This window comes from Marinobacter metalliresistant (assembly GCF_038098645.1).
GTDB classification, from domain to species: Bacteria; Pseudomonadota; Gammaproteobacteria; order Pseudomonadales; family Oleiphilaceae; genus Marinobacter; species Marinobacter metalliresistant.
The window spans coordinates 2,874,162-2,890,540 of record NZ_CP101118.1 but is presented as its reverse complement, the minus strand read 5'-3'; the positions used below and the strand labels follow the sequence as shown (position 1 = coordinate 2,890,540).

The 16,379-nt window shown below is 51.4% G+C and carries 10 protein-coding genes and 2 pseudogenes; 3 read left to right on the top strand and 9 right to left on the bottom strand.

Features of this window, described 5'->3' with window-relative positions:
- Nucleotides 1-14 precede the first annotated feature (14 nt).
- From nhaB to NLK58_RS13435, 8 genes and pseudogenes are all read right to left on the bottom strand, one after another.
- Nucleotides 15-1,514, bottom strand: coding sequence for a sodium/proton antiporter NhaB (gene nhaB / locus NLK58_RS13465; RefSeq protein WP_341580981.1), 1,500 nt, complete (start codon nt 1,512-1,514; stop codon nt 15-17).
- Nucleotides 1,515-1,785: 271 nt separating this feature from the next.
- A pseudogene (locus NLK58_RS13460) lies at nt 1,786-2,016 on the bottom strand (acyl-CoA dehydrogenase family protein); the annotation flags it as partial.
- 449 nt (nt 2,017-2,465) lie between these two features.
- Nucleotides 2,466-3,692: a hypothetical protein gene (locus NLK58_RS13455; RefSeq protein WP_341580980.1), complete on the bottom strand. Its 1,227-nt coding sequence runs from the start codon at nt 3,690-3,692 to the stop codon at nt 2,466-2,468.
- Nucleotides 3,689-4,825 carry a caspase family protein gene (locus NLK58_RS13450; protein WP_341580979.1) on the bottom strand — a complete coding sequence of 379 codons (1,137 nt, stop codon included), beginning with the start codon at nt 4,823-4,825 and terminating at the stop codon, nt 3,689-3,691. The genes NLK58_RS13455 and NLK58_RS13450 overlap by 4 nt, the downstream gene beginning before the upstream one ends.
- Nucleotides 4,822-6,042: a hypothetical protein gene (locus tag NLK58_RS13445; protein WP_341580978.1), complete on the bottom strand. Its 1,221-nt coding sequence runs from the start codon at nt 6,040-6,042 to the stop codon at nt 4,822-4,824. The genes NLK58_RS13450 and NLK58_RS13445 overlap by 4 nt, the downstream gene beginning before the upstream one ends.
- Before the next feature lie 159 nt (nt 6,043-6,201).
- Nucleotides 6,202-6,423, bottom strand: a pseudogene (locus NLK58_RS20635) (transposase); the annotation flags it as partial.
- Entirely contained in the window at nt 6,408-7,469 is a 1,062-nt protein-coding gene (locus NLK58_RS13440) for an ISNCY family transposase (protein ID WP_376788093.1), read from the bottom strand. The gene NLK58_RS13440 and the pseudogene NLK58_RS20635, both read right to left, overlap by 16 nt.
- Nucleotides 7,470-8,007: 538 nt before the next feature.
- Entirely contained in the window at nt 8,008-8,169 is a 162-nt protein-coding gene (locus NLK58_RS13435; RefSeq protein ID WP_341580977.1) for a hypothetical protein, read from the bottom strand.
- Nucleotides 8,170-8,333: 164 nt separating this feature from the next.
- On the opposite strand from NLK58_RS13435, the gene NLK58_RS13430 reads away from it, so the two are divergent.
- Nucleotides 8,334-9,731, top strand: coding sequence for an IS1380 family transposase (locus NLK58_RS13430; protein ID WP_289114228.1), 1,398 nt, complete (start codon nt 8,334-8,336; stop codon nt 9,729-9,731).
- 198 nt (nt 9,732-9,929) lie between these two features.
- Here the strand turns inward: NLK58_RS13430 and NLK58_RS13425 are convergent, their stop codons facing one another.
- Nucleotides 9,930-10,592, bottom strand: a complete 663-nt coding sequence (locus NLK58_RS13425; protein WP_341580976.1) for a WYL domain-containing protein — start codon at nt 10,590-10,592, stop codon at nt 9,930-9,932.
- A 116-nt stretch (nt 10,593-10,708) separates the two neighbouring features.
- Between NLK58_RS13425 and NLK58_RS13420 the strand changes: the two genes are divergently transcribed.
- Both NLK58_RS13420 and NLK58_RS13415 read left to right on the top strand, forming a co-directional pair.
- Nucleotides 10,709-14,284 (top strand): hypothetical protein, encoded by a 3,576-nt coding sequence (locus NLK58_RS13420; RefSeq protein WP_341580975.1) that lies wholly within the window; start codon nt 10,709-10,711, stop codon nt 14,282-14,284.
- Nucleotides 14,281-16,287, top strand: a complete 2,007-nt coding sequence (locus NLK58_RS13415) for a hypothetical protein (RefSeq protein WP_341580974.1) — start codon at nt 14,281-14,283, stop codon at nt 16,285-16,287. The genes NLK58_RS13420 and NLK58_RS13415 overlap by 4 nt, the downstream gene beginning before the upstream one ends.
- Nucleotides 16,288-16,379: the final 92 nt, after the last annotated feature.

The window sequence follows — 16,379 nt, the reverse complement described above, 5'->3', positions numbered from 1 at the left end:
TTTATGGATGGAAACTAGTTAATTACCATGTACAGGCCGACTCCGCCCATCACCAGTGTGTAGGGAAACGCCATGATGACCATCTTGCCATAGGATAAACGCACCAGCGGAGCAATGGCGGATGTCAGCAGAAACAGGAACGCGGCCTGGCCATTCGGTGTAGCAACACTTGGTAGATTGGTGCCTGTGTTGATGGCAACCGCCAGCTTCTGGAAGTGCTCATAGCTGATAGCACCGGCATCCAGGGCCTGCTTGACCTCACTGATGTAAACCGTCGCTACAAACACGTTATCGCTGATCATCGAGAGAATGCCGTTGGCGATGAAGAACATGCCGGGCTGCTGGTTGGCCGGCAACGAGAGCACGTAATCAATGATCGGCTTGAACAGGTGCTGTTCGTGAATTACAGCCACCACGGCGAAGAAAACCACCAGCAGAGAGGTGAAAGGCAGCGATTCCTGGAACGCCCTGCCGATCTGGTGCTCGTCGGTAACGCCGGTAAACGAGGTAATCAGGATAATCACCAGCAAGCCAATCAGGCCCACCTCGGCCAGATGAAACGCCAGCCCCACCACCAGGATCAGCGCGGCCAGGGCCTGAACCCACAGGGCGGCCTGGTCTGCCTTGGTCCGTTTGGCGCGCTCGTTATCGGCAAACTCCTCCAGCACCCGGCGAACGGGTTTTGGCAGCCGTCCGCCGTAACCAAACCAGCGCAGCTTCTCCAGGGCCCAGCAGGTGAACAGACCCGCCGCCAGTACCGGCAAACTGACCGGCGCCACGCGCAGGAAGAAGGTCGCAAAATCCCAGCCCACCACTTTCGCGATCAGCAGGTTCTGGGGCTCGCCCACCATGGTCGCCACGCCACCCAAGGCGGTGCCGATGGCACCATGCATCAGCAGGCTGCGCAGGAAAGCGCGGAAATTTTCCAGGTCCTCCCGGTGCAGCTCGATCACTTCTTCGTCGCTGTTGGCATTGTGGTCGGCGTGTTGATAGCCCTTGCCGGAAGCCACCTTGTGATAAACAGCATAGAAACCCACGGCGACCGAGATAATAACGGCGGTTACCGTCAAGGCATCCAGAAAAGCCGACAACAACGCGGCCGCACCGCAAAACAGCAGCGACAGCGCCGATTTGGACCGCACACCCACCAGGATCTGGGTGAAGGTCACCAGCAACAGCTCCTTCATGAAATAGATCCCCGCCACCATGAACATCAGCAACAGGATCACCGGGAAGTTGGTCAGCACCTCCAGATACACTGCATCCGGGTTAGTCAGCCCGATCAGCAGGGCCTCCACAGCCAGCAGGCCACCGGGCAACAGCGGATAGCACTTCAGGGCCATGGCCAGAGTGAAGATGAACTCGGCAATCAAAAGCCAGCCCGCCGCTCCGGGCCCAAGCACATACATCACAATCGGGTTGGCAATGAGAAACAGCAGGATCACCTGCTTGTACCAGACAGGCGCCTTGCCAAGGAAGTTGTAGGTAAAGCCGGAGATAACAGTCGTGGGCATTGCGAAAATCTTCTGAGAGAACGGGTTGTCGGTATTGTGTGGCAGAGCGTCGACATCTTCCTTGATATTTATGTACCGGGGTATGGTCCAAAGGTACATTGTTTGACCGTATTTGGTCTTAATAACAACAAGAAGGTGAGGTGGGTCTAACCACTACGGATTTTTTTCGTAATATTACTTAACTAAAGTAATAAGAGCGACCGCATTTTAACCGATTCCCGGCGCAATGCGGTCGCTTTGCGAAAAAAATAACAAAATAACAAAACTGGTGTCAGAAGAACGCCTGGATCCCGGTCTGGGCCCGGCCCAGAATCAGGGCATGGACATCGTGGGTGCCCTCATAGGTGTTCACCACCTCCAGATTCACCAGATGACGTGCCACACCGTATTCATCGCTGATACCGTTGCCACCGAGCATGTCCCGGGCCAGGCGGGCAACATCCAGAGCCTTGCCACAGGAGTTGCGCTTCATGATCGAGGTAATCTCTACGGCAGCGGCGCCCAACGCACCCCAAGAAATACCATAGCGGGCAATCATACCGCCCGGATCGGAACCGTGATCCGGCTCAGTCAGACCGAAACGAGTGTTTTGACGATGTTTCCACAGGGAGGCTTCTCAAGGAATGCTCTGAGGAGGCCGCGGATCTGCCCGACTGACGCGTCGGGAGTTGGCTCCTTGTCAGACGACAATAAAGTTTGATAGAAAACAGTAAATATTCGCGTGCTTTTGTGCCTCAGGGTATTTCAAACTTTGATAAGATTTTTGTCGACCAGCTAGATTTTTGCTGGGAGGGGTGTCAAAAAAGTTTGATAAATTCCGAGCAAGAGCTATGTCCATCCAACATAATTCGAACTCTTTTAGTTTTTGCTGGAGTCTATTCAGGTCTGCTTACCATTAACAACAGATACGATTAATGCACTAGAAATCAAAAGTATTTGGTGTAGTCTCGTTCACAACTCCAGAGCGTACGCGACATCCAGAGATATGATCCTGTCACCCTCGTCAAAATCGTATGCAAGTGCAGTAAAAGGTGAACTCCAGACTACGCCCTGAGTTTCTTGTCCAAGGCGGTCAAGATACCTCTCTCCATTCTCACCCAACATTCGTAGCATTTGCGTCAACCAGTGCAGGCCTTCTGTATACACCGGCAAGCCAACATCAAAACTCTGCTTGATGTAATTCAGGATCTTGGCTCGTCTCGGTCGCCCAAGTGTACAGTGCGCAGCTGCGATAATGTAAATATCCGGAATATCTGGGTGGCAGCGCTCTAAAGCCTTAAGCGAATCCTGCATTAAACTAGACGGTTCAAGCCGTAGCAGCAGATAGAGAGCTAAGATTGTGGAATAGGGATCGGTTTCTCCTGAATGTGGACCAGAAACCGCCAACCTCGCCCAGTCCAACAGAGTTCGAGCGGAAACATAGTCACTTTGGGCAATATAACCGCCTACGGCATCCGCATCAGAGGATACGGTTCCAACACGAACGCTAATCAAGTAATGGTTTGTCCCAACTAAGTCCGAGCGTACGAAAGCAGATTTCACACTACCGGGTATTCTTATTTGAAAACGTCTTCGGCCATCTATAGTTAGCTCGTAGGGCTTATCTTGAGCCTCAGGTGTGAAGTAGACTTCGTCTATGTCTTCATCGACCATCCCAAGTACAGCCGGTTTCCAGCGAACGTTAAAATCGCCTGGAAGCTTTGTCTCTACATCCCCGCTGATTTGTGAACGTCTGTACAATCTTCCATAACGGAGACGAAGAGGATCCAAAACCTCTACAGACCGCATCGTATTGTAGGCTTCAACCTGAGCAATACTGAGCTGTCGCAAACGACTCAGTTGCGTTATGGCATCGGGCCTAATTAAAGAGTCTCGCGAACCATAATATTCAAACGCACTGACACCTCGTTCGATTGAATGAACAGCGTTTGGTGTTGCACTTCTCCGGATCAAGTTGGGAGTAATTAAGTACTGCAAGTCGCCCGCATGGCGCAAATTCACGGTTCGGCCTGTGGGAAGACGCAGGCGGATGAAAGAATCAGAGGAAGGCACTTCGACAATCTTTTCTTCACCCGCAGCTAGCGCACAATGCTCAATGGTACCATGCTTCGGCGTCACAACCTCGAATGCCGTCATCGGCATGTCAAGGTCGAACCGAATATTCATTAGTTCACTCACAGGGGAAACTCCAGGTCGTAGACAGGAGGATCTATCAATTCGTTGATAACCTCGGTCGGAAAATTGCTGAACTTAACGCGGATATCAACATTCCCTGCGACCGCGGGTTGTATCCAAGGCCGAGGATCCCCTGGCGGTGACATTTTTATACCAGTGTCCTGAATGAGCGTTATATCTGCTTCATTATTCATATCTTCTGATTTACATCCCACTTTCACCATTACTCGCCCATTAGGGGGAAAGTGCAACGGCTCGGGCTTCTGCATTCGACACTCGCAACTTAGCGGGAGATTTTCGCGAGCGGCGATCGCCTGGATCACCGAGACCAGTCCACGACTCAAAGTAGCCGCATCTACGCGCCAGTTGCGACCTCCTGCAAGCCGGCTAGCACCCATACCATCAAGGCACATTATTAGCGCTTCACAGAAGAAAGTTTCACCTCCATCACGACCAAAAGCTTGTCTACCATCTGACGCGGCCGAATAGTCAGCAGACAATTCAACAGTATCGCTCAAATCAGCCCCTCCGATCAGACTTGCACCGTGCGGATTTCGCTTCGTTAAAGCATCTACAGGTGCGTCTCGACAAGCATCGAAGAAGTAGTACTGGTGCTGAGCGTTACACTTAAACATTCCCGATCGTAACCCGCTGCCATCAATACAGTTCCTCCAGTCGTCGGCGATATCCGGGTTACCAAAGTCTGCAGGTAGCAAGTAGCTGCCTTTAACGGTGCTAATTCCGTGCCCAACAAAATAAAAGAATACGATATTGTCCTTCGAAGAGTCGCAACGTCGAAACCAACGGTTCGTGGCCGCTTCGATGTTGGCCATGTCAGCTTTTTCAACGGCGACTTTCGAACCGTCTTTGCGAGTGTAATCACCTGCTGGTGCTAAAAGGAGTTCGATTGATCCCAGAGGACAGTTCGGATTTGTATATTTGTTTTCAAGCCATGCAGCTAGTCGGCGAGCAGCTGGTTCAGTCACCGTTAGCGGTTTTAATCCACTCAACAAACGGCTTGGCTTTGGTACGCCCAACCCTAAGTGATCGTATTCACCCACGCCTATGATGAGTGCGTGCAACCTGCCTTGCCCCGACACAACACTTGCCTCATCGGCAGGAAATATTAAGCTCATAAACTGTCAATCCTTGACCGAAGCCGATCATAAAATCGAGCCTGCTTAAAGTACTCTGAGTGCGATTTCACAACATAAGTTCTTGTGTCGTACTCAGCGTCCACATCTACTCTATCGAATACTTCCGAGCAGGCGTACGAAAAAACGTCCACTGTGTCAAATATATTAATCCAGTGCCGAATATTAGTTGGAGTTGGTGCTTTTGCAGGTGATTTTTTAGCTTTGTCACTGACGTGATAAAGCTTAATCTCCTCGAAATGAGCAACTTGGGATCCCACAGACACAAACAAGTCCACATTTAACCCTGGACGGTAATGACTCAAAAGATCGAAAGTAATTACTCCTCCCATACTGTGACCGATAATTATCAATGGCTCATTTTCTACCTTGCTATTAGCTGCGGCAGCGTCAATGTCTTGTAATATACGACCGGGAATTGCTCCAACATTCTCTTGATCCCCACGTCCATCAAAGTAGTGGAAAACGTCGCCGAAAAAACATCCGAGGTTTTCATTGAGCGGTTCTCGCACCCAGCCCAACAGTTTGCTTGAGGCAAAATCACCCGTAGCGTCTACAACCTTGCCGGCCAAGCCTTTAACACAATCTTTGAGTTTTTTTGCAGCGATGGCTACTGCATTGAAGATGTCACCCAAGCCCTGCGCTTGAATATTGCTGTCTTCGTCGACAGCAATTTTTAGGCTTCCGATGAACTGTTCGTCGGTGGAGAGGTTAGTCAACCACCGCGGAGTGGTTTCAACCATCGCATAATTTTGTATAGCAACTACGAAGCGCGCGACTTCGTCCTCTTTCCCCCCCGCTGTATCTTCTATCAAAAGGGAGGTTAACACTTCGACGGCCAACCCGAAGTCCTGTTTGGCCATTGCTAGGAGAGGTTCTTCACCCAGGCCAGACTTACTACCATCCTTGAGTGTGGCGGCAACCGCTTTCAGACTGGCTTCGGCCGCTCCTCCCAAAGCCTGTATGTGGCCACGGGGCAAAGACGCCATATCCCAAGCAAATGAGGTACCCAAATCTCCCCAGTACGGAAAGAATATTTTGTTAGATTGAGTAAGGTCTTGGAGCTTCTTGCCGTTGAGAACTACTCCATTGAGTCGCTGCTGCAAAAAGTTGTTAGTAACAGCTACCTGAGCATCATAGCTCGTTTCCGTCCATAAACGGCCTGTTTTCAAGGCTACTCGCCCGGCCGGGTCGGTCAAATTGTTTCTCTTGACCCACTTTATCCCGGTCACATCACAACCTGTGGTCTTCCGTCGCCATTTTGACCGCGAATTGGCATTTTTCAGGCACAGGAAAGCCTCGGCCAGAGTGCCGATAAGGCTTTTTGTGAGTGCTCTTGAGTGGCTCGGGCTGAAGCGCTATCTGGCGAGCAGTCGCGAGAACACGGCCAGGTTGTGGGCGACCACAGCCGACCACACGTACGACTTAAAGTGCTCCAGCCCCTTCCAGGTGCAGCGCGACAAACCGTAGGACCGCTTCAGGCAGGAGATGCCCGCTTCGATCCCGGCCCGGAAGTTGCGCAGCTTGCGATAAACCCAGTCGCTCTTCGCCATCTGCTCGACCTTCAGGCCCTTCTTTTGTGGAAGGCCACATCCTTCACGCCTTTGTCTTTGGCTTGCTGCACGTTGTCTTTGCTGGCATACCCCCCGTCCGCTGCTATTTGCCGGGGCGCACGGCCATAGATCTCGATCTGCCGTTCCAACAGCGGCATAAAGCGTTCGCTATCGGCTGGATTACCTTCCTCGATAACGGCATCAAGAATCAGGCCGCTACGACCGCTCGTCAGGTTCAGCTTGTGCCCATACTGAATATCACGGCTGCCTTTGATAATGATATCGGTGTGCTCCTCGAACAGACTGAAGATCTTCTCGGTGGCAGGAACCTGTTCACCGTTGATGACCCGCCGTTGCGCCTGGTCGATCACTCCCTCGATCAATCCCCGGTAGTGCTTTACCTGCGCTTCCCAGGCGGCGAACGCCGCCTCATCGACGGTCAGTTGGCTTAACCTGCACCAGGCCTTATCCAGGTAAGTGAGACCCTTGCGAGTGACCTTGATCAGATCCCGATACCAATTGGCCTTTTTTTCCTTCCCCCGGGAATACTGGATCTGACAGGCACGCTTTTTGGCCACGCGCCGGTGGTTGCACCAGGTCAGTCGCGTCTGCCCAGCCAGCTCTTGCGCTTGCTCCATCAGCCGCACCTGGGTGCGGACCGAATCCCACAGCAAAGTGCTGTCTGTTGGTTCGTGAACCGGTGTCTCCGTGACCGTGCTATCGACCCGGACCACGCGCCCGCGCTCGATTTTCTGAACGTTGGCATCCCGGACCATCAAACGGTGGATCCGCTCCCAGCTGGCATCGCTAATGGCACTGACCCCTTTCTGTAAAACCGACTTCTTTGGCCTTAACCCGAGAGGCAGCCGTGCAAAGGCCTGAAAGGAATGGGAGTCCTCCAGATGAAAGGCCAGTGCCTCGTAGCTGAGCTGACGATGCTGTTTAAGAATGGCGCTACGCACGATCGACTCGACTGACAACCCTTCACGCCCAGTCTCTTTGATTTCAGCCCGGCACAGCTCTGGCGCAATCCAGTCCAGAATCTCGGGATGCTTATCCAACCAATCGGACATGGCCTTCAGTTCGCGTCCGATCTCGTGCTCTGCGTAAAGATCAAATATACTGCCCTGGACGGTGCGTTTTTGACGCATTGTCACCTCCGCGGATTTTTGGTTGTTCTTTTGTTTCAATGGCTTGCGACAAAGAATACCATTTTCCGCTGGAGGTTTCCCTCTCGGTTACTGAATTTTCCTGTTTAATATCAGCTTTTTATGTTTATGGATGGAAACTAGCTCGGGCTCTTTCGATTATTTACACCGTGAACGAAAACAATAGGCATGATCATCTCTTCCATGTAGAGGCCACCACCTTTGATCAAAAAATAGCCTACCGAGCCGTGAGTTCAAGTTGCTGGCTCACATAATTCATCTTTTTTGCTTTGATCAGATACAAAAAGGGGGCGAATCCGAACTCCGGATCTATTTCTACGAGGAAGACTTGTGAACAAGTGCGATCCTGGAAAGAGGCATAGTTTTAGGACGCTTATGTGCAGAAAAGCTTGGATTTTCTGGCAATTAGCGGTAATGAAGCGGAAATAGGGCCACCAAAACCCTAACCAAATACAAACGGTTCAATCTCTTCCGGATTCGCTACAACCAAAGGCTGCTCCTCCGGCTTAAACCTTTCCCTGCCCAAGAACACATTCAGCGAGAGCATCAGGTAATGCACCATGGCCGCCCTTACACGGACATTCAGGTATCGCTCATCACCCATACCATAGTCCAAAGCCACCATTCGCTGTTGCGCTTCACTTAGTTCCGGATTGGGAATTAACCTAACCCGAATTATTCATAAAAAAAGGCGAACCTTGCTCAACCCATTGATATAATGGGAGTTACACCAATAACGCTTCGGAAGAAGCTAAACAAGGTTCGCCCATGTCCAATTCTATCCCAACTCAACTGCGCTTTCCTCCCTTTGCCGGCTTTACCGTGCGAGCTGATTTCGAGGGCGGAGCGTTGTCATCCGACTTTGGCCCCCTGCTGCTGCGTGGGGTGGACCAACAGATTGGCCTGGTTCATCGACTGGCCCAGGCCATCGACGACCGCCGTCACGCCTCTTATATCGACCACTCACTTTCCGATCTATTAACTCAGCGGATCTTCCAGATCGCCTGTGGCTATGCCGATGCCAATGACGCCAACACCCTGCGCCGTGACCCGATGTTCAAGCTCGGCACCGAACGCAAGCCGCTTGAGCCAGAGCAGGATCTGGCCAGCGCACCGACCTTCTCGCGCCTGGAAAATGCCGTTAACACCCGCGACCTTTACCGTCTCGCCGAGGCCTTTGTAGAGCAGTTTGTCGCCAGCTACGCCAAGCCTCCAGAGATGATCGTGCTGGACATGGATCACTCCGAAGACCAGACCCACGGCCAACAGGAACTGGCGTTTTATAACCACCATTACCAGAGTCACTGCTACCTGCCACTGTTTCTGTTTGAAGGTCTGTCGGGCAAGTTCATTACCGCGGCACTGCGCCCCGGCAAACGCCCGACGGGGGCAGAGAACGCAATGATCCTCAAGCGGGTGCTCAAACGGCTGCGCCAGCATTGGCCCGAGACCCGCATCCTGCTGCGTGGTGATGCTCATTTCGCCAACGTGGAATTGATGCAACTGGCGCTCGACGATCCGTACACCGATTTCCTGTTCGGCCTGGCCGGCAACAGCCGTCTGAAAAAACTGGCCGAGCCACACCTGCAATCCACCCGGCGGCTGCACGATACCCGCTGCCATAACGCTCGCCTCGCGGAACAGGCCCCGCCGCAACGCTCGCGCACCTTCCACGAGATCGATTATCAGGCCCGTTCCTGGCCACAGGCGTTTCGCACTGTCCTGAAAGCCGAAACCATGGCCCTCGGCGATAACCCCCGCTTCGTCGTCACCTCCCTGGAAGAGTCAACCCCGGAAATACTGTACGCCGAGCTGTATTGCGCCCGGGGCCAGGACGAGAATTTCATCAAGATGATGAAAAACGACCTGGCCAGCGACCGCACCTCGGATTGCCGCTTTGCGGCCAACCACCTGCGCCTGTTTTTCTCCTGCGCCGCCTATGTGCTGCATCACGCCTTGCGCGCCGAACTGTTGCAAGGCACCGAGTTGTCTCAGGCCCAGCCCTCGACGGTCATCATCAAGCTGTTCAAGCTGGCCGTACGGGTGGTGCAGTACAAAGACCGCATCAAGCTCCACCTGCCAGGTAGCTGCCCGGTCAAGGCCCTTCTGCACACAGTCACCGAACGGTTATATCGCCTGCCTCGGCCCAGGTTAAACACCGGCTGAGCCGCCGTCGGCGCTCACCTCCATCTCGGGCTCGGGAGGCCTTCCCTCGCCCGGACGCTGGAATTGATCAAATAATAAACACTTAAGGCCGGTGACTGGATGACATCAGAGCGACATTGGCGCGCATACTACTAATAATTCTCATATCTGGGCGTAATGGGCTAACCGAGAAAATTTCGTGGCTGCTGCTTGGGGTGTTTATGAAATGTTCGGGCTAAGGTCAATCTGGCGATTCCAGTTTTCATCCAATGCTGGATCAGCCTCCGGTAAGGCTTCACCGATCACTTCGGCACCGGGTTCAATACGTGTGAGCACAAAATCCCGAAAGTTTTTATGCTTCTCGCACCATGCACGAGCATGCCAGCGTAGTCCTGAATAGACCAAAGTGTGAGGTGCAATAATGCGATCTTCCCCATCCGGGCTTGAATGTGACCGATAAACTAACTCCAGCCTTGATCTTTGTTGCGTTGCAACAACCACTTGCCTGACAACCGAAGGCGAAACAGCCCTATGGGGAATCGAGATTGCCTCTGTCGGTGCAGGTAGATCTTTGATGCCGGAAAAAGATGGGTTCAGAGTATCGTGTTGGGTCATAAGCGACAGGTACTCGCCCAGATCACCGATGCTGAACTGGAAGTCAAAGCTGTCGCTCGGAACATAACCTCTGTGGCTAGCAGAGTAGCTCAGGTTGCCACGTGTAATGCTGTTATACGCTTGGAATAGTCGAGAGCCGGTAGTGCGACTGTTTATTTTGAAAGCGCGCTTTAAGTGATCGTTCGTCACGCGCCCCTCCCAATAGGCAACTACTTCGATTAGGTGGAATTTACTCTTCTTTTCCCACGCGACATCATCCGCTGACATGGCTCTCCCGATTACACCTGTTCAAAAAGTGGACGCATTGTAGACCTATCCAGTATCGAGATTTCTGGCGAAACCCGGCAACCTGCTATCCATCTTTTCATTAAAAGGAGTTGGGAATGATAACAGAGCGTGGGTTTGCAGGTGATTCCAAACCACCACTCTCGCCATTGGATGAGATCCTGCAACGCGATCTACAAGACGTTCTGGGGGCAGAAAATGATCAAGGCTGCCTGGTGCCGATACCAGCGCCAACGGGTATAGGGAAGACCCACAGCATCAAAGTCGCCATCCTGGAAGAGCTCATCCAATCCCAAAATCTAGACCCAAACCGCCGTCGCACTATCTACTACATTACTAACTCCGTGGACAACGTTCGTCATACCTATGAAGAACTTCTGCAATTGATCGATTCACAAGCCGTCGACGGAAAACCACGCCTATCTGAGTATGAAAAAGAGCAACTAAAGCAACGAATCGTCTATTTAACAGGTCAAGACTCTCAACTGCTCGACGTGAACGAATCCGTTGTTGAGTCGGTTATGGATCGATTTGGCCTGCATTCCGACCCAAGAATTCAAAACTGCTGGAGATCCTTACAAAAACTCAGGCAGTCGGTCGCCGCACACCCTTCGATGCGTCCCGGCGTGCAAGAGGTCATAAAGGAGAAGGCGGCAGAGACCTATCGGCTCATGCTCAACAGAATTCACAGCATCCTGCGAAGCGAAAAAGGGATACAACTATCGGCATCTGATTATCAGAACCTAGATCAATTGGTCCCAGGCGATCGCCTTCAACGGAAGGTGGCCAACGTATGCTTCATGACCACTCGTAAGTTTCTCTCAGGCTATCAAACGCTGAGATCAAGAGTTCATCCCATTCGGGAGCTCGATGGCGCCGTGCTCATTATCGATGAATTTGATCGCCAGAACGAAGTTATCCTTCAGCACATGGCCGAACAAACGGCCTTGGACTTAATCCAAGTGACCCGGACAATACATGCAAATCTTCAACAACATGAGCTGGAACGCTCAGAACGCTACGAAGGCATTGAGGAAATATTCGACGACCTAAAACAAAGCCTCAAAGAATTTGCTGATCGCTGGCATATTCAGTTTGCCTTCAACACTGAAGGAACAACGCTGGAGACGGAAAAGGTCCGGCTATTTTCGGATCGAACCATTACACATGCGCACAGTGCAGAGCACATGCTAAGACTGCGCACAGATAGCGATCGACGCAAAAACTTCATTCACAGTGAGTCCCTTCCCGCCGATGCAATGCATCCAGAGCAGCTCTCAAACCGGCTGAGTCGATTCGTCAATGAAGCGGATTGGCAATTCCGACGCTTCATCTGGACGATGCGGGCGTCAGTTTGGCGTTATCTCAGTAATAACGCCTCTTCTCACTTCGGCGATTCTGGGTCGCAGAGTTCTACCTATCAAGAAGCTGTGATGTCTATTTTGCGGCACTTCAACTTACAGGACCTGAGTCCGGCAGTGTTCGCTGCTTTCGACGCTCAAGTCAGCTTTGCAGGCAGGCGCTCAAAATTCCTGCAATCTCCCACCCGTATGGCCTCTCGAACTTACCATGATAACGGCCTGAAACTCACCGATGTTCGTCGAAACGAAGGCACGAGTGACACGGTTAGCTGTTTCTACACAGGTTTCACAATTACGCCTTCTGGGCTTATGGCACGCTTGGTTGAATCAGGCGCCAAGATCCTCGGTATCAGTGCGACCGCCACCTCCCGAACTGTCATCAAGAACTTCGACCTGGAGTATATGAAAACCAGGCTCGGCTCCAGGTTCATCGAGTTATCCCCAGCGCAGACAAAGAAAATCAGCGACTACTACCATTCTAGGCGGAGATATAGCTCGTGTGGGGTCAGCGTGAATTCAAGCTTTTTGACGGCAGACCGCGGGTTAGTTGCTGAAGAACTATCTGCCCAATCCGGGAAGCCCGTGCGGAAGCCAGCAATGGTCCTTAATACCTGGTTGCAGCTGGATCAAGATGGAGAGTACGTCTTGAACTGGGTATCCAAGCTTCTCAAAGCTCTGGAGCACTTTATGGCTGCTCAACATAATCGATATATGCTCGTAATGTTGAACCGCACGATTGATTCCGCCCGTTACCCAGACTTTGTTCGCTTTCTCCAGCAATTCCTCGATGATAAGAACTTGTCGGGGAAGAAACGAGTTCGGCTATTTCCGGGAATGGATGCGCAGTCGATGAAGCTCGGAGAGTTCAAAGAGGTGCTCACTCAACTGAGTAATACCGATGACAAGGTCATTCTTTTGTCCACTTACGCATCAATGGGCGAGGGCAAGAATCCTGACTACCACGTGGTGCATCCTAACGATCAGGACAATCTTATTTGGGTCGGGGATGGTCCTAGAGCAGAGGAGGTCAAAACTGACATCGATACCCTATATCTAGAGAAGCCATCTCATCAATGGCTTTCGGACACGGACGATTATCAAATCAACCAGTTGCTGCTTTTCCACCAGATTATGGCTTTACAGGAATCAAACTGGATTCCATTTAGAGAGGCCAGGCAATGGATAAAGAGTTCGCTTCTGGGCTCCCGGCACGAGCAAAACCTTAGTCGCTATCATCAGACCGGCGATTACATTTGGCTTGTTCGTAAAATTGTCGAGCAGGCGGTTGGCCGCACCGCCCGAACAGCCTTTAAAAGACCAAATATTGAACTGCTAGCTGATGGAGACCTACGGGAAGCTCTGGCGTCAGACCACCGGCCTGAAGAAGGACTTTCAATTGAATATGTGACTCTTGTAAAGGCAGCACAAGCCCTGGGAACCGACATCTTTAAGGATAGGGAAACGACGCGCCTACACAATCGCGCTGCCTTCTACACTGCAGATACACTTTCACTGATAAAGGAACTGATGTCCGGTTTTCGGGGAAACGATCCCGAAGCGGCCATTCGCGATTGGGAGGCCCTACGAAAACAGCTTTTAACTGAGCCAACACGCGAAACAGCTGCCGGAACCTATCCTCGTGTCTATATTAAATCGCCAACCCAGGATGGATACCTCTTCACCGGAAGCCTTGAGACGAAGACGGAGGCTCTCAGCTCTGAGGGCGAACTCAAGTTTTTCGACCGAGCTGACCGCGGACGCTGGGTAAGCGAGGGCGAGAGTGGCCTGCCAGAACTGATGAGAAATTCAGAGGTACGCAAGCATTTTGAAGAACAAGGCTTTGCGAAAGCATGGCAACCACATCCATACCTTATGAATCCAGCGGCATTTTTTAACTTGTACAAGGGCGCTCTCGGCGAAGAGGGGATCAAAGTCATACTCCGCCATTTCGGCTTTGAGGTCTCCGAACTCCCCAATCATGTTTATGAAACATTTGATTTCCTCATCAGGTCATCACCTGACTCAGCCTGGATTGCTGTAGATGCAAAACATTGGCGCAATGAAGGTATAGTCGAAAATCACTCACGCAAAGCTGCCGCCCTTGAGCAAGCTATCGGAGTCACACGCTTTGCCTACATTAACCTGTTTGACTCCACGGGTAGCGAGCTTCGGTTCTTGGACAAGGAGTTAAAACCGACACATCAGGCAGCGAGCTCTGTCATTGAAATACCAGGAGCAATTGAAAGAAGCTCCGGAACCGTTATCGAGAAGCACTTGGTGACCCTCTTGGAGTGGATAGGGAGCGCCCAATGAAGCCAGTTTTAACGAATTTCATGACGATGACACCATCCGACTTACCTGCCCTGGCCGATCGGTTTTCGGTGGCATCGATTTCGTATCGTGGCTGGAGCGAAAAAGAAAAGGAGTCCGGATTCCCGCATCTAGCGACGAGAATTTACAAATCCGGCTCAGTGCTGGCTTTGATCAAGGAAGGGAAAGAATCACGATTTCTAGTGCTACTCCCGAAATCCGAAACCATCTCGCTGCACGACCACACGTTGAGCGTAAAAGCAGAACCGCTAGAACAGATCCCGCAATGGGCGTTGCGAGCACTCCTGATAAGGGCCATCCCAAGGGTCTTAGACCCGGATGACAAGCCCACACGGTTCGATGCTGACGGTCTTTACTACGTAATAAGGCAGAAAAAATTTGCCGCAAAATGGAACGTCATTACAACGGTTCGGATAGATCCGACCTGGAGCCGGATCGCAAAACGCTGGCGTTTGGATATTCAGACGACGACGTTCACTCCCCTAAAAATGCACGAAAATGAACAAGGGCAGCTTCCACCAAAGATTGCCAAACTACCACGATATGAACTGGATAGCTTAGGGCAGGAGGTTCGTAAAGGTACGTCAGGCGAGTACGTCAAAAGAGCGCCGGCGACAAAAAGGAAAAATCGCGTTTCAGCAATTGATCTACAGGGACAGCCGACACTGGAGTCCTATTACCAGACCCGCCTTGGGGTTCTCTCCATGTTTCTGGATGACCTGAAAAGGGCCTATGGTTCCACCATCGATTTTAGTCAGGAATCAATCTATCCAGACATCCACCAGCGAGTAAAGCACCAGCAAGTAAGCGATGCGTACAAAAAGTTAAATGATCAGATGAGGCAACACCCTATTTGGGTGACAAATTCTAGCAACGATCCGGAAGCTGGTGTTCGACTCACAGCGGAGCTGGACCGTCTTGGAATTCAGTCAGAGTTCACTAACGAAATCGAAGGAAATGGACTGAACATCCTGATCGTCAATGCCAAGGACAGTTATGAAAGCAAGGATATAGATCCCTATCAAATAGCTCGCAGAAAGTACCCAGATACGGTTATACAGTCCTGCTATCCTGAGCGTTTGCACGAGGAGGGAAAATCTCACGTTGCTCAGGTTCTTATAAAAGAGCTATTGATCAAAATGGAGGTAAGAGAGAGAAGATTATTTCTCGACTATCCGGACTTGCCAGCCGACGCCTGGTTCATCACATCTATAAGGCCCTCAACGAAAAACTTACAGCCGAAGGCACCTTGGCCAATGTTTTACGCTCGCCGGGATCACGACCGATTAGTCTTCGAAAGCCTTCCAGATGCTGTAAGGGACGAATTATGGATGGATCTCGATGAAAGCCGACAGAAGCAGGTCTTCGAGGGCTACGATCGCGCCGATCTCATTTATTGGCCGGACACTGGTAAATTCATTATCGCAGCCGATACTGAAGCAGTTTGCCTTCCAAACGAAGCGCAGATACACACCTGGGTCAAAGAAATGGACGCCGCGCTTACAAGCGGCATTCCCGCTCAACTCATCGCGCAGTATTGTGCCGATAATCCCGATAGCACGTTAGTGCCAAAACTGATGGAATTTGTCTCCAGCGCCCGGGGGACTATTTCTGCCCGTAAATTGAGTGACATAGACTATAAGAGCTTGGAAAAACGCCATTTCCATGACTTCCTCGCAGACCATGGATACCGGCTAAAAGCTCCCTTCGCTTCTTGGGAGCTAGGCGTATTTCAAGCCTCAACAGGGACATGGATTAATCGGGAATCGGGCATGTACACAGCGGGTGCAGTTGGATCGCCCGCCCGGAAGCAAGATAACTTCAATCATGTCTATATTGCAGATGCTGGAAATGACACCGTACCCGAGTGGTTTTGGAATAGCCTAGATGTTTGGCATGTCCGCCACAAAGGAATAACAGCATTTCCTTTTATTTTTAAACACTTACGAGAATATGGAGAGCGGAAAGCGCAATTAACGAGCTAATTTTTGATCTTACTGATCCCAGGCGAGAATCGCGGATTCCCCTAAAAGTCCGCTACGACTTATCGGAGATCCATGAACGGCAAAACGATTCT